The following is a 24,004-nucleotide window of genomic DNA, read 5'->3' as shown; positions in this document are numbered from 1 at the left end:
AGAATTTTCGATTTCTTACCTGCCAAATACAAGGATTACGATCACAACTGATGCAATAATCCCTACCAAATCCGCCAGTAAACCAACCTTCAGCGCATCTCCCATTTTTTTAATACCTACTGCTCCGAAATAAACCGTTAAAATATAAAACGTGGTATCTGTACTTCCCTGCATGGTCGATGCCAAACGACCGATAAAAGAATCAGGTCCATATGTAGAAATTAGATCCGTTGTGATACCAAGGGCAGCCGTTCCAGATATCGGTTTAATAAGAGCTAAAGGTACAATTTCAGCCGGAACGCCGACTGCTTGCAGCATAGGTTTTAAAACAGATAAGAAAAAATCAAGGGCTCCTGAAGCTCGAAAAATAGAGATGCTCACTAACATGCCGACTAAGTAAGGAATGATGGAAAAAGCAATTTGTAATCCGTCTTTCCCTCCCTCTACAAACTTTTCATACGTAGGAATTTTTTTGTAGGTTCCATAAAGTAAAATACAGCCTACGATAAGAGGAATAAACATCAATGATACTTGATTAAGCATCGTCATTTTCGTTTTCCTCCTTTTCGCGTACGTCGATAATAAAAGAAGCGATCAATGATGATAGCTCCTATCGTAGCTACAACAGTTGCTAAAAGCGTAGTACCCACAATTTCAGTAGGATTAGCCGAGTTATACGTAATTCGAATGGCAATAACTGTGGTCGGTATAAGCGTTAAACTGGTTGTGTTAAGTGCTAAAAGTGTGATCATAGAACGGCTTGCTTCGTCTCTGTCGCCGTTCAGTTTTTTAAGCTGCTCCATCGCTTTAATACCAAGAGGAGTTGCCGCATTCCCCAGCCCAAACATATTCGCCATCATATTGGACAATATGTATCCTAAGGCCGGATGATCTTTTGGAACATCAGGGAAAAGTCTAGTAATAATGGGTCGAAACAGTTTCGCTAACTTGTCGAGAAGCCCTGCACTTTGAGCAATATTCATCATACCTAACCAAAAGACCAGCACGCTGATTAATCCAATGCTGATGGTCACCGCTTCGCCTGCTCCTTGAAAAATTGCTTTGTTTACATCACCAATTTTCCCATTTATAATTGCAAAAACAATTCCGATAATGGTCAGCAGCATCCAAATAATATTAACCATCTGTTTTGGCTCCAGACTGAATAAACATTAATCGCTTCACTCGATCAAAGAAACCTTTTGGCTGCTCGGCCTGCTTTTCGAAATAAATAGGAACACTGTCAATCGTTTCTCCACTTCTATAAATATCGAGCTTCCCTACAACATTAGGAACTTTCCCTGTTTCTTCCCACTGCTTTTTAGGCTGAATTAACGTTGTTTTCACTTCTACAGAGCTCTGTTCTTTCTTTGTAAGAGGATAGACGACATTTCGTTTAATATACAACTGATCTTTATAGAAAGAATCTTTTATATCTGCCAATTCGCCTTTTGCAGCTAAACTGGTCATATCATATTTATCAAATGCATTTTCATACATGGAAATGTGATCGTTCCAATCATCTGGCGCATTAATCGTTACGGCGATTAAATCCATTCCATCTTTTGTAGCAGTTGTCACAAGCGTTCGTTTTGCTAATTTTGTATATCCTGTTTTTCCGCCAGTACAGTATGCATATAGTGTTGTCAGCAGTTTATTTTTGTTTTTCCACACTCGATCCCATTTCTCTTCAGGGTGCTTCATTCGATAGACTTTTGTTCCTGAAATCTCTTTGAAAATTTTATTATTCATTGCATAGCGCATAAGCAGAGCCATATCGTGTGCTGTTGAGCGATGATTTTCATGATCGTCTAATCCATGCGGATTTTGAAATGTTGTATTCATCATGCCAATTTCTTCTGCTTTTTTATTCATCAAATAAACAAATCCATCTTCGCTTCCTCCAACGGCTTCTGCGATAGCTACAGCAGCATCATTACCTGAGCGAAGCATCAAGCCATACACTAAATCTTTTAATTTTATTTTTTCACCTTCAACTAAATACACAGAAGAACCTTCAACGCCAACTGCGTTGTGGCTAACGGTAACTTTTTTATTTATTTTGCCAGATTCAATCGCCAGTATTGCTGTCATAATTTTTGTGATGCTAGCAATTCGGCTAACTTGATCTGCATTTTTAGCGTATAACACTCTTCCTGACTTCTGTTCCATCAAAATAGCACTATGAGCACTTACACTCCCTGCTGCAGATGATACGGAAGGCCAACCGCTGAGACATAGCAATACAATAAATAGATAGATGATACTTTTTTTGCTTCTTTTCATGTCATCCCCGTCCCTCTACCTGTTTGTACAAGTTTATGCTCGTCTTTTTTGGTTATGAATGAAAAGATTTGTCCATACAAAAAAGAACATAGAAAAACTCTATGTTCTTTTACGGTTTCACTTCATTTCTTGAAACGATTGAAAAAATAAATCTGCCTCTTGATCGGTTCCTTCTTGTAACAAATCTTCTGGAAGCGGCGGCAGCTCTTCGATACTTTTAAGCCCAAAATAGCCTAAAAATTCTTTTGTCGTTCCGTATAAGATGGCACGCCCTGCGCCTTCCGCTCGTCCCACTTCTTTTAACAGAACCTTTCCAATTAAAGTTTGAAGAGGTCTTTCCGTTTTCACTCCGCGAATCTCTTCGATTTCAGCTCTTGTAATTGGCTGCTTATACGCTACAATAGCTAACGTTTCAAGCGCTGCTTGTGACAATGATTGATTAGCAGGAGCTTCTACGAGCTTCTCAATATATGATGCATGCTCTTTTTTTGTAACAAGCTGATAGGCCCCGCCTATTTCAACAAGTGTAACTCCTCTGGACTTACACTCTTGCTCTAAGCTTTCCAAAGCACCTTGAATGTCTTCATGAGGCTTTTCTATAATCTCAGCTAACCGGCTAATAGACAGACCTTCATCACCAGAAACAAAAAGTAAGCTCTCAATAATAGCCTGTAAATTATTCGTTGTCATTCCTCTTCATTCCTTTCTCGATACGATACATAAAGCTCGTCTAGATTGTGCTGCTGTTCCACAACGATTTCATTTTCTTTCATTAATTCCAGCACAGCTAAAAACGTTACAACAATATGATCACGCTCTTGATAAGGAAACAGCTGATAAAAACTTTTTTTCCCTTTAAAGGCTTTTAATTCATTCACAATTTCACTCATGCGCTTGTCAATTGGAATATCTTGTCTTGCTATTTTCGTCTGCATAGGCTTTTTGTTTTGCTTTCGTTTCATTAACTTTTGAAAAGCACTTAGCATATCATACAGTGATATATCCAACCCTTCGTCCTGAGGCTGCGTACGTTCTTCTGCATTTATTTGCACATTACTTGGAGGTTTTGTATACACATGACTTTGGTCTTCTTCCAGCTTTTGAAGCTCTACTGCCGCTTCTTTAAACTTTCGATATTCAATTAAGCGCTGCATCAATTCTTCACGCGGATCTTCTTCATCGACCATTTCAATTTCATCCATATCTTCTTCATACGTAGGCAGAAGCATTTTACTTTTAATTTGAAGCAAAGTTGCTGCCATGACTAGATACTCACTGGCAACGTCTAGCTGAAGCTCATTCATTGTATGTATAAACATCATATATTGCTCAGTAATTGTCGCTACTGGGATATCGTAAATATCAATTTCAAATCGGTTAATCAAATGCAGAAGAAGATCTAAAGGTCCTTCAAACGCATCTACTTTTACACTGTACTCCACTTTTATCTCACCAACACTTTTCAATTGCTTATCATTTCTGCTGCTTTATATAACGTTACTATCATTAGTATAGAGGATTATAGACACATGTCCAATACAAATTAACGTAAAAATAGGTCATTTGCCCATACAAAAAGTTTAAACATACATATGATGTCAAGGTAATAACATTTTCAAATGGCTGAAGGAGGAACTCGCATGGGTGAAAAATCTTGTGGATACGGTAGCGGTTTCGCTTTAATTGTTGTACTGTTTATTTTATTAATTATTGTTGGTTGTTCTTGCTTACGCTTCTAACCACACATATTGAATAAAAACAAACGTGTTCGCCATACCTTGAGCACGTTTGTCTCTTTAAAGGCACAGCGCTGATGAATAGCTAATTTTTGTGATACACTACATATAGAGTCTTACCAGGAGGGAACAAGATTGTATTCACAAGCCTATATTGATTATTTAGTTCATTTTCATGGCGACCGGGATTACTTTGAATGCCATGAACTGCTAGAAGAACACTGGAAAAAAGACGAAAGAGGACACCGCAATATTATTTGGGTTGGCCTTATTCAAATTGCTGTTTCACTCTATCATCATCGACGTCAAAATTTCGCGGGAGCCAAAAGAACGATGCAAAAGGCGCTGGCAATTTTAACGAAGGAAGAAGAAAATATTGCACAGCTTGGACTTAATTATCCTTCACTGCTTAAACTTCTTCGCAAACAATTAGCTTTAATCGATACCTATCAGCCATATAAAAGCATTAACTTACCTATTGAAGATCCAGCATTATTACGAGCTTGCAAACAAAGAAGCACTGATAAACAGCTTGTCTGGTTATCAGCTTCTAATCTACAAAATGATGCGATTGTTCATCGTCACAGTACGCGAGATCGTTCAGGTGTGATTGCGGAAAGACAAGCGAACTTATTGGCAAAACAAAACAACAGGTAGCTAGAAGCTACCTGTTGTTTTATGATGACTAAGATGTGAAAGACGCTTTCGCACCTCAACTAATCATGCTTTTCTTTATTCATCCGCCTGACACTTTTCATAAAAAGGAGCGATGATTTCACTCGGCTTAATTTGTGCAGTCGTATACATTTCTTTAAGAGCTTTAATCATTTTTTTGCCAATGCCCTGTTGGCGGTGTGAAGGGTTTACACTGACGTGTTGAACCTCAATCAAACTTTTATCGAGCATGGAAATGCCAACAATTCCAATAATATCTTCTTCTTGCTTCCAAAGATACAGCTGCCAATGTTCGTTTTGCTCATATTCTTTCATCGTTTGTTGAAGTTTTTTTAAATCTTTTTCCGTAGGTACAAACGATAGAAGACCCATGGCAATTTTTTCATAGTTTCGTTTATAGCGAATAAGCATACGATTCTCCCTCGTCCTCAAACTTTCCTACAAATTAATGCGCTGCGTTTTTTACTGCTTTTATCATACAAAATTTATAAGTAAATAGCAATATTACACAAAAGCTTGTCATATGTCACGCGTGTATGAGAAACCTAATCTATTACGCTTTTTGAGCTGTTGCGCGAAGAAAAAACGCCGTAACCCCCTGTAAAAGGTTGTTATGACGTTTTATTAGCTGATATCCATTTATAGCAGTATGCTCTTATTCTTCCCAGACTTTTACTTCTTTCATTACGTCGCCATTTTTCATTTTCAACACTGTATCAAGTCCTTCTGTTACTTTTCCAAATACAGTGTGAACACCGTTCAAATGAGGCTGTGGCTCATGAACAAGAAAGAACTGACTGCCGCCTGTGTCTTTACCAGCATGCGCCATTGATAGAGAACCCGCTTCGTGTTTGTGAGGGTTTCCTTCTGTTTCACATTTAATTGAATAGCCAGGGCCGCCAGCACCTGTACCAGTTGGGTCTCCTCCTTGAGAAACAAATCCAGGGATAACGCGGTGGAACGTTACGCCGTTGTAGAATCCTTCATTAGCTAACTTTTCAAAGTTTTCTACTGTTCCTGGTGCTTCGTTCGGAAATAAATCGATTAGAATTTTTTCACCATTTTCCATTAAAATACTTGCTTTTTTCATATAAATGACCTCCAATATATGTATTAGTACCGCTACAGGCTCTATCTTCCCCGTCAAAGCGGCAAAACGTAAAAGTTGTAAATGCCACCTAGAGGCAGAACACTTACATTTATAAACTCACTCTATTCTACTACAAACAAGCTCATGAATTCAATGAATGCACTTTTTCACTTTCTTCTCGTAGGGCTCTAAATAAAAAATAGTAGTTGTGAGATGAAACTTTTTATAGTATCATCCGTCTAATACAGTGATGGAGATACATAGATTTCATTTTATATAGAAATCTACGCCTCTAGACTGATTTATGGGAAAATGATGAATTGACTCTGTTACTTCAGACCTGCCCGTATTATAATAGGGCAAGTATGGGATTAAAGGAGGAAAAAGGTTTGAAATTAACGATAAAAGCAATGATGGTGACATTAGGTCTTCTTCTATTCCTAACCGCACCCTTAAAAAGTTTTGCAGATGCTGCTCCGGGCGATGTGATTATTACATTAGGTCAGGACTTAACCAGCTCTCAGAAGCAACAGGTATTAAATGACCTTGATGCACCAAGCAATGCTCAAACAGTAACCGTGACAAACCAAGAAGAGCATGAATACTTAGGTGACTTTATTCCAAAGGCTACTATTGGATCTCGTGCTATTTCATCTTCTAGTATTACCCTTGGCTCAAAAGATTCTGGTTTAAGCGTATCAACTCAAAATATTAATGGTATTACAGATGACATGTATATTAATGCTTTAATGACCGCCGGCGTTAAAGATGCAAAAATCCAGATTACTGCTCCATTTGAAGTATCTGGTACAGCCGCTTTAACAGGTATTATGAAAGCATATGAAGTTCAAACAGATCAAAAAATCCCAGAAGAAGTAAAAAAAGCAGCCAACGAAGAGATGGTCCAAACATCTGAACTTGGTGAAAAAATCGGTAAAGAAAAAGCAGCGCAGTTTATGGCAACGATTAAAGAAGAAATTGCTAAAGAAAATCCTCAAACAAAGGACGATTTACGCACGTTAATTCAGCGCGTGGCTGATGATTTAGGTATTAAATTAACAGATTCAGAGCTTAATACACTGGTTGACTTTTTCAATCGGTTAAAAGATATGAACATCGATTGGAACCAAGTAAAAGACCAGCTTTCTGCGACAAAGGAAAAAGTAACAACATTTCTTCAGTCAGAAGAAGGCCAATCATTTCTTGATAAATTAAAGCAATTCTTTGTTGATATTATTGATGCTATTAAATCGTTATTCTCATAAAAAAGAGCCTCTTGAACAAGAGGCTCTTTTTTTACGTTAATCACTCGTTACTTTTTTACCGTCACTTTGTATTTCACGTCATTTTTTACAATGTCTTCATACGTTTCGCGTTTTACGACTAGCTGTGCTTCTCCATCTTCTACGAACACGACAGCTGGCTTTGGCAAACGGTTATAGTGACTTGCCATAGAATAACCGTATGCGCCTGTACAAAACATCGCTAATAAATCATCTGGATTTGCTTTTGGAAGATGTACATCCCACATCAGCATATCCCCCGATTCGCAGCACTTACCTGCGATGGATACGAGCTCATCACTCTCATCATTCATTCGATTGGCAATGACCGCTTCATATTTCGCTTGATACAGTGCGGGACGAATATTGTCGTTCATGCCTCCATCAATCGCTACATATTCACGTACATTCGGTACGTGTTTACGAGAACCGATTGAATACAGGGTCGTTCCAGCATCTCCTACAAGAGAGCGCCCGGGCTCAATCCAAATTTCAGGAATTTCTACTTCTAACTGTTTGGACTGCTTTTTGACCTCTTCTATAATAACTTCCACATACTGAGAAACAGGGATAGGCTGATCTTCTTCCGTATAACGAATACCAAAACCCCCGCCTAAATTTAATACCTGCGGAACAAATTTTATACGTTGTTTCCACTCTTTCATTTTTGCAAAAAGCTTTTGAGTCGCCATAATAAATCCCGTTGTTTCAAAAATTTGCGATCCTATATGACAGTGAATGCCTAAAAGTTCTAGCCCCTTGCTATTTTGCACAAGACGCACAGCTTCGTCTGCTTGACCGTTTTGAAGATCAAATCCAAACTTCGAGTCTTCTTGCCCTGTCAAGATATAATCATGTGTATGAGCTTCAATTCCAGGTGTTAATCTGAGAAGAACAGGCATCTTTTTTTGATACTGTTCCGTTATTTCCTCAAGCAATGCAATTTCATAAAAATTATCAACTACAATGCATCCTACATCTTCTTTGACGGCCATTTCTAGTTCTGCTCGGCTTTTATTGTTTCCGTGAAAATGAATTCGTTCTTTTGGAAAGTCAGCTGCTAAAGCCGTATACAGTTCTCCCCCCGAAACAACGTCTAACGAAAGACCTTCTTCATGAACGACTTGGACCATTGCAATTGTCGAAAAAGCTTTGCTTGCATAAGCGACCTGTGCTTTTACCCCATGCTTTTCAAATGTTTCTTTAAATCCTCTAGCACGCTGCCGAATTAAAGCCACGTCATATACGTAAAGGGGTGTCCCAAAATTTGATGCTAATTCAACCGTATCAACTCCACCAATTTCAAGATGCCCCTGCTTATTTATGCGACTTGTTCCGTGTAAAAACATGTTTAGACCCCGTTCCTGTGTATAGTGTAAAAAAGACAGTTAACGGCAATTCGCTGCTAACTGTCTAAATATTTATTATTTTCCATATTTAAAACAAATTTATCACATCTTCATACAGGTTTCAACCACATATTTTGTTTAAGGTTTTGCAGGCTGGCGGTCTTTATCCTGCGGATGCACAATACTAGGTCGCGGATTCGCTCCAGGAACCGGTGTGCGGATGAGAATCTGCCACAAAGCCTGCGGATTAAATGGAAGAAACGGCCACAAATAAGGCGTATTTAATGATTTTAGTCGCGCCATGTAGAGAATGATACACGTTGTCGCAATAAGAAACCCTGGAGTATGAAAGGCCGCCACGAAAATTAACAGAAACAATCGCAGCATTTTATTTGCTACCGCTAACTCATAGCTTGGCGTCGCGAATGAACCAATTGCTGCAATAGCCACATACAAAATAACCTCGGGAACAAAAAGACCTACATCAATAGCAATTTGCCCAATAAGCGCAGCTGCAATCAAGCCCATCGCCGTGGCAAGCGGCGTCGGCGTATGAATGGCCGCCATCCTCAGAAATTCAATCCCAAAATCAGCTAAGAAAATTTGAACAACAGTTGGAATATTTGTTTCTTCGTTTGGCCCAATAAATTGCAATTTTGACGGCAGCAAGTCTGGCTCAAGTACAAATAACAGCCATAACGGTAATAAGAAAAGAGAAGCAAGAATTCCTAAAAACCGTATCCAGCGGATAAACGTACCGACAGAAGGAGCCTGCCTGTATTCTTCCGCATGCTGCACGTGATGAAACAGCGTAGTTGGCGTAATAATAACGCTTGGAGACGTATCGGTAATAATGATCACATGCCCTTCCAGTACATGAGCTGCTGCTGTGTCCGGACGTTCTGTATAGCGTACCATTGGAAAAGGATTAATTCCTTGTTTGACTAAAAACTCTTCAATTGATTTGTCAGCCATCGGCAAACCATCTATATCAATTGCTTCCAGTTCATCTTTTATCAGTTTAACCAGCCCTGGATCAGCTACGCCATTTATGTACCCAATCGCTACGTCCAGTTTTGATCGTTCGCCTACCTTCATAATTTCAAAACGAAATCTTCCGTCACGAATTCGTCTTCTTGTTAACGCTGTATTGATAATGATGTTTTCAGTGTATCCATCTCGTGCTCCGCGAATCACTTTCTCTGTATCCGCTTCTTCAGGGGATCTGCCAGGATATGTACGCACATCGACTTCAAAGCCAACTTCTTCACCGTCAATTAAAACGAATAGCAGTCCTGATAAAACCGATACCATTCCATCATCCAGCGTCTTTAAAGGCTTGACTTGCTGATGAATAAGACGGTTTTCAACAATATCCTTTAGCTTTGCTCGTTCAACTTCATTATCATTAATTTGAATGAGTACTTTTGCAATTTCAATAATAAATGAACTATCACACAGCCCCGTTACGTAGTAAATATGAACTTCTCGATCCAAAATAAGCAGTTTACGTACGCCCACATCAAAGCTTGTGTTCATACTAGCGTTTTCCTTGAACCACTGATCGTTTTTTTGCACTTTTGAAAAAATAGCTGTTTTCTTCTCTGCTAGCTTACCCAAACGAACCGCTCCTTTCTAAAATAAGTCTTGCTGCTTTTTCAGTAATAGGACATCCCAGTTTGACATCATCCATCCTAGCCATTTTGCCGATATCTCCTATTCCTACAACTAAGGGAATATCGAGCTGATCCAAGCAGTAAACTGTATCTCCATTAATTCGTCCGACTTCTAACTCTTGAATTCCGCTTTTATCCACGCCGTAATGCGATATTTCCCCAAAACGATCAATGGTCACATCCACTCTTGTCCATTCGCTTTGATGAGTACGTGATGCAACGGCAATCACTCCAAGAACTTCTACTTGAGGATGCTTTGCTACATGCAGCAAAGCAATTTCCCCAGGTCCTTCCTCTAAGAAACCGCTATCGTCGAACATCACAAAGACGGGATCATATGGTGCTTGAAGAATTAAATCTACCGTTTGACTCCCTGTTAACGTAGTAGGGTTTCCATATGACCTCGAAATGCACCTGCCACCAACGGATTTAGCTACATGCTCAATTGCTTTGCGCGCATATTCATCGCCATCGGTTACAATAATGATCCTTCTTTTTTTCATAATCTTTTATCCTTTCGGTTTAAAGATTAACGCGATAATAAAAGCAAATAAAATAGCTGCTGAAATTCCAGCCGAGGTAAGTTCAAAAATCCCAATCCCAATCCCGATAAATCCATGGTCATCCGCTTGCTTCATCGCTCCGTGCAACAAGGAATGACCAAAGCTTGTAATTGGAACCGTCGCTCCGGCGCCAGCAAATTCAATCAACTTATCATAAAGACCAAATCCATCTAAAATCGCTCCCGCAACTACAAACGAACTCATAACATGCGCTGGAGTAAGTTTAGCAAGATCCAGCAGCAGCTGCCCAATAACGCAAATGATTCCTCCTACAGCAAAAGCTATTACATACTCCATTGATCATCCCCCTCCCCGATATGTTCTAAGACGACGCCATGAGCAATTGTTGGAATTGACTCTTTTTGCTGAATCATCGTTGGACTTAAAAGAGCTCCTGTTGCCACCATAAACACTTTCTTTAAGTTTCCCGATTTTAATTCATTTAAAATATGACCATACGTGACAATAGCCGAGCAGCCGCAGCCGCTTCCTCCTGCAAATACATTTTGGTCGGGGCGATATACCATTAATCCGCAATCATTATGATTGGTTGATATATCGTAGCCTTCGTCCTTGAGCAGCTGTTTTAAAATTGGACTGCCTACACCAGATAAATCTCCTGTTAAAATAAGATCATACTCGCTTGGCGCGACGTTTAAGTCTTCCAAATGCCTTTGAATGGTATCTGCAGCAGCTGGTGCCATAGCAGAACCCATATCGTTTGCGTTTTTAATCCCATAATCCATTACACGCCCAATCGTTGCAGACGTGAGACGCACAATACCTTTTTCTTTCGAGACCAGCGCTGCCCCTGCTCCCGTAATAGTTGCCGTTGCCGTATCTGGTTTTTGTCCTCCGTACTCGGTAGGATTTCGAAATTGGCGCTCAGCGGTTGCGTTATGACTGCTCGCTGATGCAATAACACGATTAGCAAATCCCGCATCCACGAGAGCTGCCCCTGTTGCCAGCGTTTCCATTGATGTGGAGCAAGCGCCAAACATGCATAGAAATGGAATTTGGTTATGTCGAGCTACAAAATTAGCCGTTACGTTTTGATTTAATAAATCTCCAGCCAAAAACAAATCAATGTCTTCATAGGATAAATTTATTTTTTGCAAGCAGGAGTCAATGGACTCCGTCATCAGTCTTCTTTCAGCTAACTCCCAGTTGTCTTCTTCACAGTGCAAATCTTTATGTGTAATATCAAATGTTTCTCCCAACGGTCCATCTGCTTCTTTTGGCCCTACTGCTGTTCCTGTAGCATTAATGTAAATAGGATTTTCATAAACCCACGTTTGCTTTCCAGTTTTTCTCATAATCCCCCTCTTTTCATAGCAAATAAGTTTTAAAAAGGTAGCGAATGATTCCTACAACGTAAGCCGAAACCGTTCCAAATACAATGACGTTTCCAGCCAGCTTGAACATGTTGGTCGCAACGCCGAGAACAATTCCTTCACTTCGATGTTCAAGCGCTGCACTCGTCATGGAATTGGCAAAACCCGTAACAGGAACGGCTGAACCTGCACCTGCGAATTGACCAATACGATCATATATCCCAAACCCGGTTAAGAGCGCAGATATTAAAATAAGGGTTGCGACGGTAGGATTACCTGCATTTTTTTCATTAAAGTCAAAAAATGCAATATAGAAATTTTGAATTGCCTGTCCTAATGTACAAATGATTCCCCCTACCAAAAAGGCCTTTAGGCAATTTGCCACATATGAAGGTTTAGGCTGAAATGGTTTAATGCTTTCTTGATAGTTATCTTTTAATTTTTGATTATTTGCCATGTTACATACATCCTTTTCTTATTGATTAACAAAATAAATCCAATGAAATAATGACCCGCATACTTTGCCTAGTACAATGGCCATTAACAATAAAATAAGCTTGCCTTCCATTCCTATTCGTTTCGTTAACGTCGGCAATACATTAAGCACTTCTGTTAACGCTGCTGCCAGCATCCCAATAAAAATACCGCTCGTTAGACCTATGATCATAATAAGCACCGCAGGAAACTGCCACGTGTATTGATGAAGACTGCACCAACCGCCTGTAACGGCACCACCTACGACTCCCCACTCATATGCTTGAATGTATTTCATGGTTTTGGTCAGCTGCATCAAACGCGGAATAATGCCCAGCACCGTTAAAAATGCTACAAATCCAGCACCTGCAGCCAATCCTCCCGCAAGTCCAATTACAATGGTCATCACAATGTTAATGATCATCAATTTTTTTCATACTTTCTTTATTCTCGTGCATAATGACGTATTGATCTAAGTCTTGCTGGTAATTAAACATTTCGACTTCGAGAGGACTAGGCTCTTCATTAATTCGTTTTCTAAAGACGTGGTTAAAAAACAGAATCATTCCCAACCCTAAACCGATAGAGTAAGGTACTTGAATCAGCAAAGGCTGCTTATCTCTCAGACCGGTCAGCATATAGAACAATTTTTGATGTACTTGTCTCATACTCACATCTTCGTGAAAGTTCATAATTGCTAAAGCAGCTCCGATGAAGAGAAGAAACCAAACAGCTAGAAAAAACAAAAAGGAATATTGTTTCTTTTTGTACACGACCTCTACAATTGTTTGAGCGGGTCCAATCGTCTGAATGTCTAAGTGCGGATACTGAGAGGCAACTTTTTCAATTACCTTCATTAAATCAACAATGATAATATTTCGATCACTCATACTTACTTGATAGACAATTAGCTTTTCAATTTGCTTTTGAACAGAATCTCCTGCTATAACCATTGCTAATTGTCCAATATTTACAGCTTCATCAGGTTTTACTTGAATACGATGCCTCATTTTAAGATAAAGAACGTTTTCCATTCATATCACACCTTACGATTCATTATCTCCCTGTACGTGTAGTATGGATTTTCTTAAATTTTCTAATTCACGTTTCTGAACAGACCATTAATTACCAAATAAAAAAAAGCAATTCGTTTCACTATTCTTCTTTGAATAGCAAAACGGATTGCTTCTTAAGTATTACGTATCATTCATATGCAGCTTCATTTGTTTTAAGATTTTCTTCTCAAGCCTCGATACCTGAACCTGAGAAATTCCCAGCCTTGCGGCCACTTCGGACTGAGTTTGATCTTTGTAATACCTCAAATAGACAATGAGCTTTTCACGCTCATCAAGTTCTTCAATTGCTTCTTTTAAAGCAATTTTATCAAACCACTTCGCTTCCGTATGATCAGCAATTTGGTCAAGAAGGGTAATTGGATCTCCATCATTTTCATAGACGGTCTCGTGAATAGACGAAGGAGCACGATTAGCTTCTTGAGCCAGCACTACTTCTTCAGGAGTGAGATCCAAATGTTCTGCAACCTCAGCGACTGTAGGGACGCGTCCAAGCAATTTGGAAAGCTCGTCTTTTGCTTTACGTATTTTATTGCTCATTTCTTTCAGAGAACGACTAACCTTTACCGTGCCATCATCACGAATAAACCGCTGAATTTCACCAATAATCATTGGAACAGCATATGTTGAAAATTTAACATCATACGATAGATCAAATTTATCAACGGACTTTAATAGTCCTATACATCCAATTTGAAATAAATCATCGGGCTCATAACCACGGTTAATAAAACGTTGAACAACCGACCAAACGAGCCGCATATTTTTTTGGACGATTGTATCTCGTGCAATTTGATCACCTTGCTGACTGCGCTTGATGAGGTCTTTAACTTCATGATCCTTTAAATACGGTTCGTTTTTATTTTTTTTGACCTCCACATCCATTGGCAAGTCTCCTTAATTACATAGCGCTTTACTATTTGTTAAGTGCTTTTTTAAATATAAGGTCGTACCTTCTAATACAGTAGACTCCACTCGAATTTCGTCCATAAAGTTTTCCATTATGGTGAAACCCATTCCAGAACGTTCTAGATCTGGTTTCGTTGTGTATAAAGGCTGCTTGGCTTCATCCACATTATCAATACCAATTCCTTCATCACGAATCATCAGCTCGACTACACCGTCTTCATGAAGCGTCACAGAAATATATACCACACCATCCGGATTGCTTTCGTAGCCGTGAATAATAGCATTTGTTACTGCTTCAGATACGACTGTTTTAATTTCTGTTAACTCATCCATTGTTGGATCTAACTGCGTAATAAATGATGCTACCGTGACGCGGGCAAACGATTCATTTTGACTAAGCGCGGAAAATTGGAGGTTCATTTGATTTTTCATTATGCCACCCCCAATTTTTGAAGCGCGTTTTCTTCATTAGGTTCAAAACGAATAATTTTAAACAAGCCTGACATATTAAACAAACGTTCTACAGCGGGAGAAATAGCGCATACAACCATTTCCCCACCGTTATTATGAACTTGTTTGTATCTCCCTAAAATAACCCCCAACCCAGAGCTGTCCATAAAGGTTAAATGCTGTAAATTTAAAATCAAATGGCTGATAGATTCCTTCTCTATCGCTTGGGTGATTTTGCTTCTTAGCTCTTCAGCCGTATGATGATCTAATTCTCCTGTTAATCGAACCAACAAGACATCTTGTTTGAATTCCAATTCAATTGAAAGACTCACTATACAAACCTCCTCGGAAATCTTATAGTCAATCTTTCGCTGCCAACAGAATAGAATCCTTCTCACCGACAAAACTAGTTCTATTTCGTCACATTTAGCTGTTTAAGATGTTTGAGAGAAAATAGAGAACGTACGTTTAAATAGCTTCCACCAAGAAGCAGCATCGATATCTTCTTTTGCAAGAAGCGGTGAAGAACTCATTACTTTGTTATCCTTCTTAATGGTCAACGTTCCAATTTTGTCGCCTTTTTGAATAGGCGCATTTAACTTCTCGTTCATTTTCACTTCTGTTTTAACATCTTTGGCTGCATTTCCTTTTTTCAATAAAACAGAAATAGGCTCTGACGTAACGGCTGTTACCTGATCTTCACTACCCTTGTTTACATCTATCTTGGCAATAACGTCTCCTTTTTTGTATAAAGGCTTCGTTGTATATTGACTGAATGCGTAGTCTAACATTTTGGTTACTTGATTGTTGCGATCTTTTGGCGTGCTTGCACCGAATACAACCGCTAACACACGCATATTTCCCTTTTTAGCGGTAGCTGTTAGGCAATACTTAGCTTGACCTGTAAATCCCGTTTTGAGTCCATCAACCCCGGGATAAAACTTCACTAAGCGATTCGTATTTACTAACCAAAACTTCTTATCTGTATCCGTGCGTAAATAAGCTTCGTATTTACTTGTATAGTTAATAATTTTTTCATACTTTAGTAGCTCTCTGCCCATCATGGCCATATCATGAGCTGTACTATAGTGATTTTCTACAGGCAGGCCTGTCGGATTTTGAAATTTTGTATGAGTCAAACCAAGCTCTTTCGCTTTTTGGTTCATCTTTGCTACAAATTTTTCTTCTGATCCAGCTAAATATTCAGCCATTGCCATAGAAGCATCGTTACCAGAACCTATCGCAATCCCTTTTAGCAAATCATTTACCGTCATTTCTTCTCCGGGCTCTAAAAAGATTTGTGAGCCTCCCATTGAAGCGGCATATTCACTTGCTCGCACTTTATCTTTTAAGGTAATTTTCCCTTTATCCAAAGCCTCCATAATTAAAATCATTGTCATAATTTTAGTCATACTGGCAGGGGGAAGTTCTTGATTACTATTTTTTTCGTATAGAATTTTTCCTGTATCCCGTTCAATTAAAATAGCTGACCTAGCACTGTCAGCAAGCTCAGAACTCTTTTTTTCTGCGGCTAAAACAGGTTGCGTCATAAGTGGAAATAAAAATATGACAACGAGTAACTTTACAATAGTTCGCTTCATCTCCACAAACCTCCATTCTTTATACAACCTATTTTTTCCAAGGTATAATCGATTTATACTAAACGAAATAAAAAAAGCATCGAGAAATTCTCGATGCTTGAAGTCATATTTTCTTCTTATTTTTGATCAGCTGGAAGTTGCTTTACTACTTCTTTTACAAGCGATAAAAACTGCTGTTTTACTTTTTCAGTCGTTTCAATCACTTCTTCATGATTTAAGGGCTGATCTAAAATACCAGCTGCCATATTAGAAATACAAGAAATACCCAGTACTTTCATACCTGCATGGCGTGCTACAATAACTTCTGGTACTGTAGACATACCGACCGCGTCTCCCCCGATAATGCGAAGCATGCGTACTTCAGCAGGCGTTTCATATGTTGGACCTGTATTTCCTACATATACACCTTCTTGTAAGGCGATATTTAAATCAGCTCCTACTTTCTTCGCTAATTGACGAAGGTCCTTGCAGTAAGCAGTTGACATATCCGGGAATCTTACGCCAAAATCAGAGTCATTAGGTCCAATCAAAGGGTTCGTTCCAAAGTTATTAATATGATCAGAAATAATCATTAAGTCTCCTGGATTAAAGGATTCGTTTACTCCGCCTGCTGCATTCGTTACAATCAACGTTTCTACACCGATTTCTTTCATTACGCGCACTGGAAATGTTACTTTATCAAGGGCGTACCCTTCATAAAAGTGAAAACGTCCTTGCATAGCTACAACCGGTACGTCATGAATGGTGCCAATGACTAATTGACCAGCGTGACCTTCAACTGTTGAAACCGGGAACTCAGGAATGTCGTTGTACGGAATTTTTACCGCGCCTTCAATTTCGTCAGCTAATACCCCTAGTCCAGAACCTAAAATAAGACCAATGGTTGGTGTAACAGCTGATTGATTTTTAATATATGCTGCTGCTTTTTCGATATATTCTTTTTTCATACTCCATTCCCCCTGCTTAATTCAGCTCTTGTAAAAAACTTTTTCCATGCTTAGGCATTGCTACGCCAAAATTTTCTGCTACCGTTGCGCCAATATCCGCAAACGTTTGACGAATAGAAAGTTCTTTTCCTTCTTTCATGCCTTTATTGTACACAAGAAGCGGCACGTATTCACGCGTATGGTCTGTCCCATGATGAACAGGGTCATTTCCATGATCCGCTGTAATAATCAATAAATCATCTTCTTTTAATAAATCAAATACTTCTTCCAAGCGTGCATCATATTCTTCAAGCGCTTGCCCATATCCTTGTGGATCGCGGCGATGGCCATAGAGAGCATCAAAATCAACTAAATTTAAGAAGCTTAAGCCTGTGAAGTCCATGTTTAATGTATCAACTAGCTTATCCATGCCGTCCATATTCGACTTGGTACGAAGAGATTTTGTGACCCCTTCTCCGTCGTAAATATCAGAAATTTTACCGATAGCAATAACATCGATGTCATTGTCTTTTAATTCATTCATTACTGTACGTCCAAAAGGCTTTAATGCATAGTCATGACGATTGGATGTACGAGTGAAGTTACCTGGTTCACCTAAAAACGGGCGAGCGATAACACGTCCAATCATATATGGATCATCAAGCGTTAATTCACGAGCAATCTCACAAATTTTGTACAATTCATCAATTGGAACAATTTCTTCATGAGCAGCAATTTGCAAAACAGAATCCGCTGATGTATAGACGATTAAGTCACCTGTTTCCATATGCTGCTTTCCTAACTCATCTAAAATTTCTGTACCAGATGCTGGTTTGTTCCCAATAATTTTACGGCCTGTTTTTTCTTCTAATTGTGAAATCAGCTCTTCTGGAAATCCGTCTGGAAACACATTAAAAGGCGTATCAATATTAAGGCCCATAATTTCCCAATGACCTGTCATTGTATCTTTTCCGGCAGAAGCTTCCTGCATCTTTGTATAGTAAGCCAACGGTTTTTCGGCTTTATCAATTCCTTTAATTTCACGGATATTGCTTAGACCAAGCTTAGCCATATTAGGCATATGAAGACCGTTGCAGTGCTCTGCAATATGACCAAACGTATCGGCACCTTTATCATTGTATTTTTCAGCATCCGGTGATTCACCGATACCTACTGAATCCATTACAACTAAAAATACGCGTTTATATGTATGCGCCATTTTATTCCCTCCAAATATCAATTTATTTATTCTCTATAAAATTCCCGTTTGGAAATAATTTAACCATCTTCTCTTATTGGTCAGAAGTCTGACCTCTCTATTAGTATAGACGCTTTTTATTTTTTTGTACACAGGAATGAAAGTGTTTTCAATCAAAAAAACCAATGTCTATGAACTTACTGGACATTGGGATCTTCCTACGCTCGCGGGTGAAACTGATTGTATACATCTTTTAAACGAGCTTTTGTGACATGTGTATAAATTTGAGTGGTCGAAATATCCGCATGCCCGAGCATTTCTTGAACGGCTCTCAAATCCGCGCCGTTCTCTAACAAATGAGTAGCAAACGAATGCCGTAACGTATGTGGAGTTAATTCTTTTTCAATTTTTGCTTCAGAAGCTAACTTTTTTAATATTTTCCAAAACCCCTGCCTTGTCAAGCGCCTTCCATGATGATTAACAAAAAGTGCTTTGTCCTGTTCCTTTTGCTTTGTTAAAATACTCCGGCCATGCTGTAAGTACTCTTCAATCGCCTCTGTTGCCAACCTTCCGATGGGGACAATTCTTTCTTTATTCCCTTTTCCGATACACCGAATAAATCCCATCGTCAAATGTGCATCATCAATATTTAAGTTAACGAGTTCAGATACACGAATTCCAGTAGCATAAAGCAATTCAAGCATCGCTTTGTCTCGTATGCCAAAAGGCGTCGAAGTATCAAACACATTTAACAGTGCCTCTACTTCCTCTGCATTTAGCACTTTTGGCAGCTTGCGCTCAAGCTGCGGAGTATCAATATGAACGGATGGATCTGTATCCGCTGCTTTTTCCCTTAGTAAGAATTGATGAAAAGATCTAGTTGAAGCTACATGTCTCGCAATCGTTTTAGATGATTTTTGCTGATCACTTAAATATTTCAGAAAATTAACGATGTGGAGTCTTGTTACTTCATTAAATGATTTCAGCTGCTCTACATGCTCTAAATATTGAGCATACTTTTTTAAATCTCGTTCATACGAATCAATCGTATTTTTCGCCAGTCCCCGCTCTACTACTAAATAATGAATAAAATCTTGAATTTGATCATTCAATAGCCTCTACTCCCCGTTTTGATAAAACATAAATAAACGCTCCAGCCACGTCTGATCTTTGTTCACACTTGCTTGCATGACCTTAACTGCTGAACCCGACGGCTCATCATAACGTTTATAATTTTGATACTCTTGAGATACCCATATCATTCCAAAATAAAACAAAAGAGTAAACCCGGTAAATAAGATAAATACTTTACATGTATTATATACCATTTCAGCCCATGATTTCATGAAACAATTCCTCCAATTTTTGATTCTATTAGAAGATATGCCAATTGGGACAGGTTTTATACATGTTTCTTGCCTTTATACGCTGAGTTCTCTCCTTGTCATTTCCTTCCTTTCTATAAAACCATATAGCTTGTAACCTCTTTATTTTTTCTATTTATGTACAACAAAAAACCTTCTCCATTATGGAAAAGGCTTTTACTGCTTGTCTTCTTTATCCTGACAGCGATGGCAAATGCCATGAAATGTCAAGCGGTGATCTTTAATTTTAAAATTCCATTGCTTTTCCACAATTTCTTCAACGTCTTCAAGCAAATCTTCTTGAATTTCGTCCACAGATCCACATTCCATACACACAAGGTGATGATGAAAGTGTGCGGCTCCTTCTTGTCTTAAATCGTAGCGAGAAACGCCATCGCCAAAGTTTATTTTATCAACAATTTTAAGTTCAGTTAACAATTCTAACGTACGATAAACAGTTGCCAATCCAATTTCCGGAGACTTTTCCTTGACGAGGAGATATACATCTTCGGCACTTAAATGATCCTCTTCATGTTCAAGAAGTACTCTTACAGTCGCCTCACGTTGAGGTGTCAATTTATAGCTAGCTGAGTGCAACTGCTGCTTAATTCGCTCAATTCGACTTTCCATAATTATTCCCTCCCTCGCCATTCACTAATCCATTATATCAGATGTGTCGAGGGTGTCAAAATAAAGTTATTCTTAATAAGAAAAAAGAATTCTTTTTATTTAATACTTATTCTTACTTATTTAATAGAGCCATTACACTTTTCATTAAAGTAGGTGATACATAAGCTTCAACTGTAGCTGCACAGGCAACCAAGCATACCATTGCAATCATCGTGCCGCTATAGCGTAAAAAGGATGCAGAAATAGGCTCCGCTGCTTTTTTAAAAAACTGCTGCCGCACAAGCTTCAAAGAAAAGGCAACTGAAGCTGCAGACAGAATCAGAAATGCCGGTATGAGAAAGATATTTTGCGGCATAACAGATACAAAAGATAGCGCAAACCCAGAGAGTCCCATTTGATTGACTAAAAAGCCTACGGTAAAACCAATCACCATTCCTTTTAAAAACAGCAGAATTAACACTACAGGCAAACCAATAATAGCAATTCCTAGTATCCAAATGAGCCCTAAGTATTTAACATTGTGAAAAAAACTTTGCTGAAACATTTCAACGCTGCTTGCTACTTCCCCACTCTTTACCTGTCCGAAAAACCGGTTTAAATAGAAGTACAGGTCTTCTTTTTGATCAAGCGTCAAACTATTTACAACAATAGCCCCAAAAATGATTCCCATTAAAAACAGCACGGTTACAAATAAATAAATAGAACTGTTTTCTTGAAAATGTCTTGCATACGATAATGGCAATTGTTTTTTTCTCATCGTCTTCCTCCTATTAATCGCTTAATAGAGTGTATGATAGAGTACAAAAACTATGCCAAGAATCTTTTAAATCTATCACATAAAAAAGAGATTAAGACATAATGAAATTAATCTAATCTAAATAAGAACAAATGAAATAGTATGGATAGCTTGTGACACCGCTGTTGATTTTCATGCAAGGCTTCGCTTTCCGCGGGCGGCCGGTGAGCCTCCTCGTCGCGTACGCTCCTGCGGGGTCTCACCTATTCCGCTTTTCCCGCAGGAGTCTTCGCCTTGACCTCCAATCAACCGCTAGAACCAACTACATAAATGAAAGCTACGTTCACCATCAACTTAAAAAAAATCCGAACGAATTTGATTCTAAATCAAGAATCTCTATTTATCGTTCGGATTTTTCTTCAACTAATATATGGTTGTCACACATTTTTTAAGCTAGAGATACGCGCATGCCTGTTTTTTCTCACATCAAATGACGTTTCAATGTAAACCTCTAAATTGCTAGATTGCCGTACGTATGTAAAAGAAAAAACTCTCTTACTCTCCTAATCCGCTTTTTAACTGTAAGTACTGCACAGCATATGCTGTTTTTGCATCGTAAATTTCTTTGTTTTGAATAAGAGTAAGGGCCTCATCTACAGTAACTTCCATCACTTCAACAAATTCATCTTCGTCCAATTCCGCTTTGGTGGTCATCACTTTTAAATCTTCTGCTAAATAAACGTGAACCAACTCATCTGCAAAACCTGGCGATGTGTAAAAAGAAATAATATGGCTAAGGGAATCTGTTGTATAGCCCGTTTCTTCTTCTAACTCACGTTTTGCCGTTACAATCGGCTCTTCTCCTTTTTCCAGCTTGCCGGCTGGAATTTCCACTAAAATACGATCCATCGGTCTGCGATACTGTTTGACCATAACCATTTTATGATCGCTTGTTAACGCAATGACAGCGACAGCTCCAGGATGCTTAACTACTTCTCTTGTACTCGTTTTTCCGTTCGGAAGCTCTACTTCTTCTAAGTACAAATCAATCACTCTGCCTCCAAACAGCTTTTCAGAAGACCGCATTTTTTCTGTTAAATGATCCATTTTCTCCACCTCGTTCTATTTTTTTGACTCTTACATATATTCTATCATACGAATCTTGGGAGGTAGAAAAAATGAAAGTTTATGTTCACGAGAAGCAAATCATTTTAGTCGGTAAAGCATGGGAAATTAAGCAAAAGTTAAAAGAATACGGCGAACAATTTCAGTATGTTGATGAGTGGACGAACGCTATCTCTCAAAATTTTAATTCTTACAAACAACAAGCAGACTGCAGACACTAATTGTGCTGCAGTTTTTTAATCTTCTTATTTGAGTTTCTCTCTATCATAGCGCTACAATAGATAGAAACAAGTAAAAAATAAGGAGTGGCATATATGGAAAAAAGACGCTTAGGTACTTCAGATTTGCTGGTCAGTACATTAGGTTTAGGATGCATGTCTCTTGGCACGGAACAGAAACACGCTGTCAATATGATTGATGAAGCTCTGGAATATGGCATTAATTATTTTGATACAGCAGATTTATATGACTTTGGCTTAAACGAGGAGTTTGTGGGACAAGCTTTAAAAAACCGCAGACATGATATTGTTTTAGCCACAAAAGTAGGAAATCGCTGGAATGATGCAAAAGACAGCTGGACGTGGGATCCGTCTAAAGCTTACATAAAAGATGAAGTAAAAGAAAGCCTGCGCCGGCTTCAAACGGATTACATCGATTTATATCAACTGCACGGAGGGACTGTTGAAGACAATATTGAAGAAACGATTGAAGCATTTGAAGAATTAAAACAAGAAGGCGTCATTCGCTACTATGGTATTTCATCTATCCGGCCGAATGTGATTCGAGAGTATGTGCAAAACTCTTCTATTGTCAGTGTCATGATACAATATAGCTTGTTAGACAGACGTCCTGAAGAAAGTGCACTTCCCCTTTTGCACGATAACGGCATTAGCGTTGTAGCCAGAGGTCCAGTAGCCAAAGGGCTGCTAACCGAAAAAGGAGAGCAAAAGCTTGTTGCATTCGAAGGTAAGGGATACTTAGACTATAGCGGTACGGAATTATCAAAAACGATTGAAGCATTTCGTCACGTACGACCAAATCACTCTCTGAATTCAACTGCACTTCAATACTGTTTAGCTAATCCTACGGTAGCCTCAGTTGTAGCAGGAGCAAGCTCTTCTTCACAGCTTCGTGAAAACGTAAAGGCTGTCGAGACCTCCCCCCTACAGCCTACTGAAGTTAACAAACTGCACTCGATTTTTAAAGCAAATCAATATGAAGCTCATCGTTAAAAAATAAAAGCGCCTTTATCGGCGCTTTTATTTTTTAAATTCGGACCAGTTCATATCACTTTCATTTAACAGTTCTTCAAACGATTTATTTTTTTCTTTTTCTTTTCGAATTCGAGCAGCTTCTTTACGTTCTGTTTCTTTCTGCTCTTCTTCTTTTAAAGAAAGCGCCTGTTTTTTAGCCTGAAGCTGTTTTAATAAGCTATCATTTAGCTGATCTTTGATACTAAGCTGATCATTTTGTTTTTGTGCTGATTGTTTTTGCTTTTTTTTAGCCATCACAATTCCCCCGCTACT

Annotated in this window: 32 protein-coding genes; 5 read left to right on the top strand and 27 right to left on the bottom strand. The window is 38.8% G+C overall.

Going from position 1 to position 24,004, the window contains the following annotated elements:
* Positions 1-15: 15 nt before the first annotated feature.
* From ACRPLQ_RS00725 to ACRPLQ_RS00705, 5 genes are all read right to left on the bottom strand, one after another.
* Positions 16-549: a spore maturation protein gene (locus ACRPLQ_RS00725; protein WP_013084923.1), complete on the bottom strand. Its 534-nt coding sequence runs from the start codon at positions 547-549 to the stop codon at positions 16-18.
* Positions 546-1,145, bottom strand: a complete 600-nt coding sequence (locus ACRPLQ_RS00720; RefSeq protein ID WP_013059057.1) for a nucleoside recognition domain-containing protein — start codon at positions 1,143-1,145, stop codon at positions 546-548. The genes ACRPLQ_RS00725 and ACRPLQ_RS00720 overlap by 4 nt, the downstream gene beginning before the upstream one ends.
* Positions 1,138-2,286, bottom strand: coding sequence for a D-alanyl-D-alanine carboxypeptidase family protein (locus ACRPLQ_RS00715; protein WP_367076862.1), 1,149 nt, complete (start codon positions 2,284-2,286; stop codon positions 1,138-1,140). The genes ACRPLQ_RS00720 and ACRPLQ_RS00715 overlap by 8 nt, the downstream gene beginning before the upstream one ends.
* A gap of 117 nt (positions 2,287-2,403) precedes the next feature.
* Positions 2,404-2,976 carry an SMC-Scp complex subunit ScpB gene (scpB, locus tag ACRPLQ_RS00710; protein WP_099000478.1) on the bottom strand — a complete coding sequence of 191 codons (573 nt, stop codon included), beginning with the start codon at positions 2,974-2,976 and terminating at the stop codon, positions 2,404-2,406.
* On the bottom strand, positions 2,973-3,728 hold the full coding sequence (locus ACRPLQ_RS00705) for a segregation/condensation protein A (protein WP_013059060.1): 756 nt from the start codon (positions 3,726-3,728) through the stop codon (positions 2,973-2,975). Before ACRPLQ_RS00705 ends, scpB begins: the two co-directional genes overlap by 4 nt.
* Before the next feature lie 198 nt (positions 3,729-3,926).
* Here ACRPLQ_RS00705 and ACRPLQ_RS00700 point away from each other — a divergent pair, with 198 nt between their 5' ends.
* Together ACRPLQ_RS00700 and ACRPLQ_RS00695 are read left to right on the top strand one after the other, a co-directional pair.
* Positions 3,927-4,025, top strand: a complete 99-nt coding sequence (locus tag ACRPLQ_RS00700) for a YjcZ family sporulation protein (protein ID WP_170836726.1) — start codon at positions 3,927-3,929, stop codon at positions 4,023-4,025.
* 132 nt (positions 4,026-4,157) lie between these two features.
* A complete protein-coding gene (locus tag ACRPLQ_RS00695) occupies positions 4,158-4,679 on the top strand; it encodes a DUF309 domain-containing protein (protein ID WP_099331268.1) in 522 nt (173 codons plus the stop codon).
* A 75-nt stretch (positions 4,680-4,754) separates the two neighbouring features.
* On the opposite strand, the gene ACRPLQ_RS00690 is transcribed toward ACRPLQ_RS00695, so the two are convergent.
* A complete protein-coding gene (locus tag ACRPLQ_RS00690) occupies positions 4,755-5,108 on the bottom strand; it encodes a GNAT family N-acetyltransferase (protein ID WP_013059063.1) in 354 nt (117 codons plus the stop codon).
* 244 nt (positions 5,109-5,352) lie between these two features.
* Positions 5,353-5,787, bottom strand: a complete 435-nt coding sequence (locus tag ACRPLQ_RS00685) for a peptidylprolyl isomerase (protein ID WP_013059064.1) — start codon at positions 5,785-5,787, stop codon at positions 5,353-5,355.
* 389 nt (positions 5,788-6,176) lie between these two features.
* Between ACRPLQ_RS00685 and ACRPLQ_RS00680 the strand changes: the two genes are divergently transcribed.
* Complete coding sequence (locus ACRPLQ_RS00680; protein WP_014458307.1) at positions 6,177-7,052, top strand: DUF1002 domain-containing protein; 876 nt, start codon at positions 6,177-6,179, stop codon at positions 7,050-7,052.
* 47 nt (positions 7,053-7,099) lie between these two features.
* Here ACRPLQ_RS00680 and lysA read toward each other — a convergent pair whose 3' ends face one another.
* The 19 genes from lysA to ACRPLQ_RS00585 all read right to left on the bottom strand — a co-directional run bounded on the left by lysA (position 7,100) and on the right by ACRPLQ_RS00585 (position 22,460).
* A complete protein-coding gene (lysA, locus tag ACRPLQ_RS00675) occupies positions 7,100-8,419 on the bottom strand; it encodes a diaminopimelate decarboxylase (RefSeq protein WP_028411542.1) in 1,320 nt (439 codons plus the stop codon).
* A gap of 138 nt (positions 8,420-8,557) precedes the next feature.
* A complete protein-coding gene (locus ACRPLQ_RS00670; RefSeq protein ID WP_033579733.1) occupies positions 8,558-10,039 on the bottom strand; it encodes a spore germination protein in 1,482 nt (493 codons plus the stop codon).
* Positions 10,032-10,598, bottom strand: coding sequence for a stage V sporulation protein AE (locus ACRPLQ_RS00665; RefSeq protein ID WP_014458304.1), 567 nt, complete (start codon positions 10,596-10,598; stop codon positions 10,032-10,034). The genes ACRPLQ_RS00670 and ACRPLQ_RS00665 overlap by 8 nt, the downstream gene beginning before the upstream one ends.
* Before the next feature lie 6 nt (positions 10,599-10,604).
* Complete coding sequence (gene spoVAE, locus ACRPLQ_RS00660; RefSeq protein WP_013059069.1) at positions 10,605-10,955, bottom strand: stage V sporulation protein AE; 351 nt, start codon at positions 10,953-10,955, stop codon at positions 10,605-10,607.
* The gene (spoVAD, locus tag ACRPLQ_RS00655; protein ID WP_028411544.1) at positions 10,943-11,974 is read right to left on the bottom strand and encodes a stage V sporulation protein AD; all 1,032 of its coding nucleotides are present in this window, start codon (positions 11,972-11,974) and stop codon (positions 10,943-10,945) included. The genes spoVAE and spoVAD overlap by 13 nt, the downstream gene beginning before the upstream one ends.
* A gap of 13 nt (positions 11,975-11,987) precedes the next feature.
* A complete protein-coding gene (gene spoVAC, locus ACRPLQ_RS00650) occupies positions 11,988-12,449 on the bottom strand; it encodes a stage V sporulation protein AC (RefSeq protein ID WP_028411545.1) in 462 nt (153 codons plus the stop codon).
* Positions 12,450-12,467: 18 nt separating this feature from the next.
* Positions 12,468-12,890, bottom strand: coding sequence for a stage V sporulation protein AB (locus ACRPLQ_RS00645; protein ID WP_014458301.1), 423 nt, complete (start codon positions 12,888-12,890; stop codon positions 12,468-12,470).
* Positions 12,880-13,500: a stage V sporulation protein AA gene (locus ACRPLQ_RS00640; protein ID WP_045292952.1), complete on the bottom strand. Its 621-nt coding sequence runs from the start codon at positions 13,498-13,500 to the stop codon at positions 12,880-12,882. The genes ACRPLQ_RS00645 and ACRPLQ_RS00640 overlap by 11 nt, the downstream gene beginning before the upstream one ends.
* 162 nt (positions 13,501-13,662) lie before the next feature.
* Positions 13,663-14,424: an RNA polymerase sporulation sigma factor SigF gene (sigF, locus tag ACRPLQ_RS00635; RefSeq protein WP_013059074.1), complete on the bottom strand. Its 762-nt coding sequence runs from the start codon at positions 14,422-14,424 to the stop codon at positions 13,663-13,665.
* Between the two features lie 12 nt (positions 14,425-14,436).
* On the bottom strand, positions 14,437-14,880 hold the full coding sequence (gene spoIIAB, locus ACRPLQ_RS00630; protein ID WP_013084935.1) for an anti-sigma F factor: 444 nt from the start codon (positions 14,878-14,880) through the stop codon (positions 14,437-14,439).
* Entirely contained in the window at positions 14,880-15,230 is a 351-nt protein-coding gene (gene spoIIAA / locus ACRPLQ_RS00625; protein WP_014458299.1) for an anti-sigma F factor antagonist, read from the bottom strand. The genes spoIIAB and spoIIAA overlap by 1 nt, the downstream gene beginning before the upstream one ends.
* A 102-nt stretch (positions 15,231-15,332) precedes the next feature.
* Positions 15,333-16,499, bottom strand: coding sequence for a D-alanyl-D-alanine carboxypeptidase family protein (locus ACRPLQ_RS00620; RefSeq protein ID WP_033579732.1), 1,167 nt, complete (start codon positions 16,497-16,499; stop codon positions 15,333-15,335).
* Positions 16,500-16,615: 116 nt separating this feature from the next.
* Entirely contained in the window at positions 16,616-17,446 is an 831-nt protein-coding gene (locus ACRPLQ_RS00615) for a purine-nucleoside phosphorylase (protein WP_028411548.1), read from the bottom strand.
* A 16-nt stretch (positions 17,447-17,462) separates the two neighbouring features.
* Positions 17,463-18,644, bottom strand: coding sequence for a phosphopentomutase (gene deoB / locus ACRPLQ_RS00610; protein ID WP_028411549.1), 1,182 nt, complete (start codon positions 18,642-18,644; stop codon positions 17,463-17,465).
* Between the two features lie 197 nt (positions 18,645-18,841).
* Complete coding sequence (gene xerD / locus ACRPLQ_RS00605) at positions 18,842-19,735, bottom strand: site-specific tyrosine recombinase XerD (RefSeq protein WP_028411550.1); 894 nt, start codon at positions 19,733-19,735, stop codon at positions 18,842-18,844.
* A gap of 6 nt (positions 19,736-19,741) precedes the next feature.
* Entirely contained in the window at positions 19,742-19,969 is a 228-nt protein-coding gene (locus tag ACRPLQ_RS00600) for a YqzK family protein (RefSeq protein ID WP_013059081.1), read from the bottom strand.
* Positions 19,970-20,164: 195 nt separating this feature from the next.
* Positions 20,165-20,617, bottom strand: a complete 453-nt coding sequence (locus tag ACRPLQ_RS00595; RefSeq protein WP_013059082.1) for a Fur family transcriptional regulator — start codon at positions 20,615-20,617, stop codon at positions 20,165-20,167.
* Positions 20,618-20,729: 112 nt separating this feature from the next.
* Entirely contained in the window at positions 20,730-21,374 is a 645-nt protein-coding gene (spoIIM, locus tag ACRPLQ_RS00590; protein ID WP_014458293.1) for a stage II sporulation protein M, read from the bottom strand.
* Positions 21,375-21,908: 534 nt separating this feature from the next.
* Positions 21,909-22,460, bottom strand: a complete 552-nt coding sequence (locus ACRPLQ_RS00585) for an NUDIX hydrolase (RefSeq protein WP_028411551.1) — start codon at positions 22,458-22,460, stop codon at positions 21,909-21,911.
* Positions 22,461-22,531: 71 nt separating this feature from the next.
* Between ACRPLQ_RS00585 and mciZ the strand changes: the two genes are divergently transcribed.
* Positions 22,532-22,699, top strand: coding sequence for a Z-ring formation inhibitor MciZ (gene mciZ, locus ACRPLQ_RS00580; RefSeq protein WP_033579730.1), 168 nt, complete (start codon positions 22,532-22,534; stop codon positions 22,697-22,699).
* 93 nt (positions 22,700-22,792) lie between these two features.
* Complete coding sequence (locus tag ACRPLQ_RS00575) at positions 22,793-23,710, top strand: aldo/keto reductase (RefSeq protein WP_367076858.1); 918 nt, start codon at positions 22,793-22,795, stop codon at positions 23,708-23,710.
* Between the two features lie 27 nt (positions 23,711-23,737).
* On the opposite strand, the gene ACRPLQ_RS00570 is transcribed toward ACRPLQ_RS00575, so the two are convergent.
* A complete protein-coding gene (locus ACRPLQ_RS00570; RefSeq protein ID WP_033579729.1) occupies positions 23,738-23,986 on the bottom strand; it encodes a YqkE family protein in 249 nt (82 codons plus the stop codon).
* Between the last annotated feature and the right edge of the window lie 18 nt (positions 23,987-24,004).

This window comes from Priestia sp. TRN 1309, assembly GCF_050846875.1.
Lineage (GTDB): Bacteria > Bacillota > Bacilli > Bacillales > Bacillaceae_H > Priestia > Priestia zanthoxyli.
Note: the sequence above shows the minus strand (reverse complement) of the source record. Positions and strands in the feature narration are given on the sequence as shown.

Coding starts and splice junctions, on each gene's coding strand:
- ACRPLQ_RS00685 (WP_013059064.1), bottom strand. CDS start 5,787: ATGAAAAAAGCAAGTATTTTAATGGAAAATGGTGAAAAAATTCTAATC.
- spoIIAB (WP_013084935.1), bottom strand. CDS start 14,880: ATGAAAAATCAAATGAACCTCCAATTTTCCGCGCTTAGTCAAAATGAA.
- ACRPLQ_RS00640 (WP_045292952.1), bottom strand. CDS start 13,500: ATGGAAAACGTTCTTTATCTTAAAATGAGGCATCGTATTCAAGTAAAA.
- scpB (WP_099000478.1), bottom strand. CDS start 2,976: ATGACAACGAATAATTTACAGGCTATTATTGAGAGCTTACTTTTTGTT.
- ACRPLQ_RS00690 (WP_013059063.1), bottom strand. CDS start 5,108: ATGCTTATTCGCTATAAACGAAACTATGAAAAAATTGCCATGGGTCTT.
- spoVAD (WP_028411544.1), bottom strand. CDS start 11,974: ATGAGAAAAACTGGAAAGCAAACGTGGGTTTATGAAAATCCTATTTAC.
- sigF (WP_013059074.1), bottom strand. CDS start 14,424: ATGGATGTGGAGGTCAAAAAAAATAAAAACGAACCGTATTTAAAGGAT.
- deoB (WP_028411549.1), bottom strand. CDS start 18,644: ATGGCGCATACATATAAACGCGTATTTTTAGTTGTAATGGATTCAGTA.
- ACRPLQ_RS00720 (WP_013059057.1), bottom strand. CDS start 1,145: ATGGTTAATATTATTTGGATGCTGCTGACCATTATCGGAATTGTTTTT.
- ACRPLQ_RS00570 (WP_033579729.1), bottom strand. CDS start 23,986: ATGGCTAAAAAAAAGCAAAAACAATCAGCACAAAAACAAAATGATCAG.
- ACRPLQ_RS00700 (WP_170836726.1), top strand. CDS start 3,927: ATGGGTGAAAAATCTTGTGGATACGGTAGCGGTTTCGCTTTAATTGTT.
- lysA (WP_028411542.1), bottom strand. CDS start 8,419: ATGTTTTTACACGGAACAAGTCGCATAAATAAGCAGGGGCATCTTGAA.
- ACRPLQ_RS00715 (WP_367076862.1), bottom strand. CDS start 2,286: ATGAAAAGAAGCAAAAAAAGTATCATCTATCTATTTATTGTATTGCTA.
- ACRPLQ_RS00585 (WP_028411551.1), bottom strand. CDS start 22,460: ATGGATCATTTAACAGAAAAAATGCGGTCTTCTGAAAAGCTGTTTGGA.
- mciZ (WP_033579730.1), top strand. CDS start 22,532: ATGAAAGTTTATGTTCACGAGAAGCAAATCATTTTAGTCGGTAAAGCA.
- ACRPLQ_RS00575 (WP_367076858.1), top strand. CDS start 22,793: ATGGAAAAAAGACGCTTAGGTACTTCAGATTTGCTGGTCAGTACATTA.
- spoVAE (WP_013059069.1), bottom strand. CDS start 10,955: ATGGAGTATGTAATAGCTTTTGCTGTAGGAGGAATCATTTGCGTTATT.
- ACRPLQ_RS00600 (WP_013059081.1), bottom strand. CDS start 19,969: ATGAAATCATGGGCTGAAATGGTATATAATACATGTAAAGTATTTATC.
- ACRPLQ_RS00725 (WP_013084923.1), bottom strand. CDS start 549: ATGACGATGCTTAATCAAGTATCATTGATGTTTATTCCTCTTATCGTA.
- spoVAC (WP_028411545.1), bottom strand. CDS start 12,449: ATGGCAAATAATCAAAAATTAAAAGATAACTATCAAGAAAGCATTAAA.
- ACRPLQ_RS00620 (WP_033579732.1), bottom strand. CDS start 16,499: ATGAAGCGAACTATTGTAAAGTTACTCGTTGTCATATTTTTATTTCCA.
- ACRPLQ_RS00665 (WP_014458304.1), bottom strand. CDS start 10,598: ATGAAAAAAAGAAGGATCATTATTGTAACCGATGGCGATGAATATGCG.
- ACRPLQ_RS00645 (WP_014458301.1), bottom strand. CDS start 12,890: ATGATCATTAACATTGTGATGACCATTGTAATTGGACTTGCGGGAGGA.
- ACRPLQ_RS00595 (WP_013059082.1), bottom strand. CDS start 20,617: ATGGAAAGTCGAATTGAGCGAATTAAGCAGCAGTTGCACTCAGCTAGC.
- ACRPLQ_RS00615 (WP_028411548.1), bottom strand. CDS start 17,446: ATGAAAAAAGAATATATCGAAAAAGCAGCAGCATATATTAAAAATCAA.
- spoIIM (WP_014458293.1), bottom strand. CDS start 21,374: ATGAGAAAAAAACAATTGCCATTATCGTATGCAAGACATTTTCAAGAA.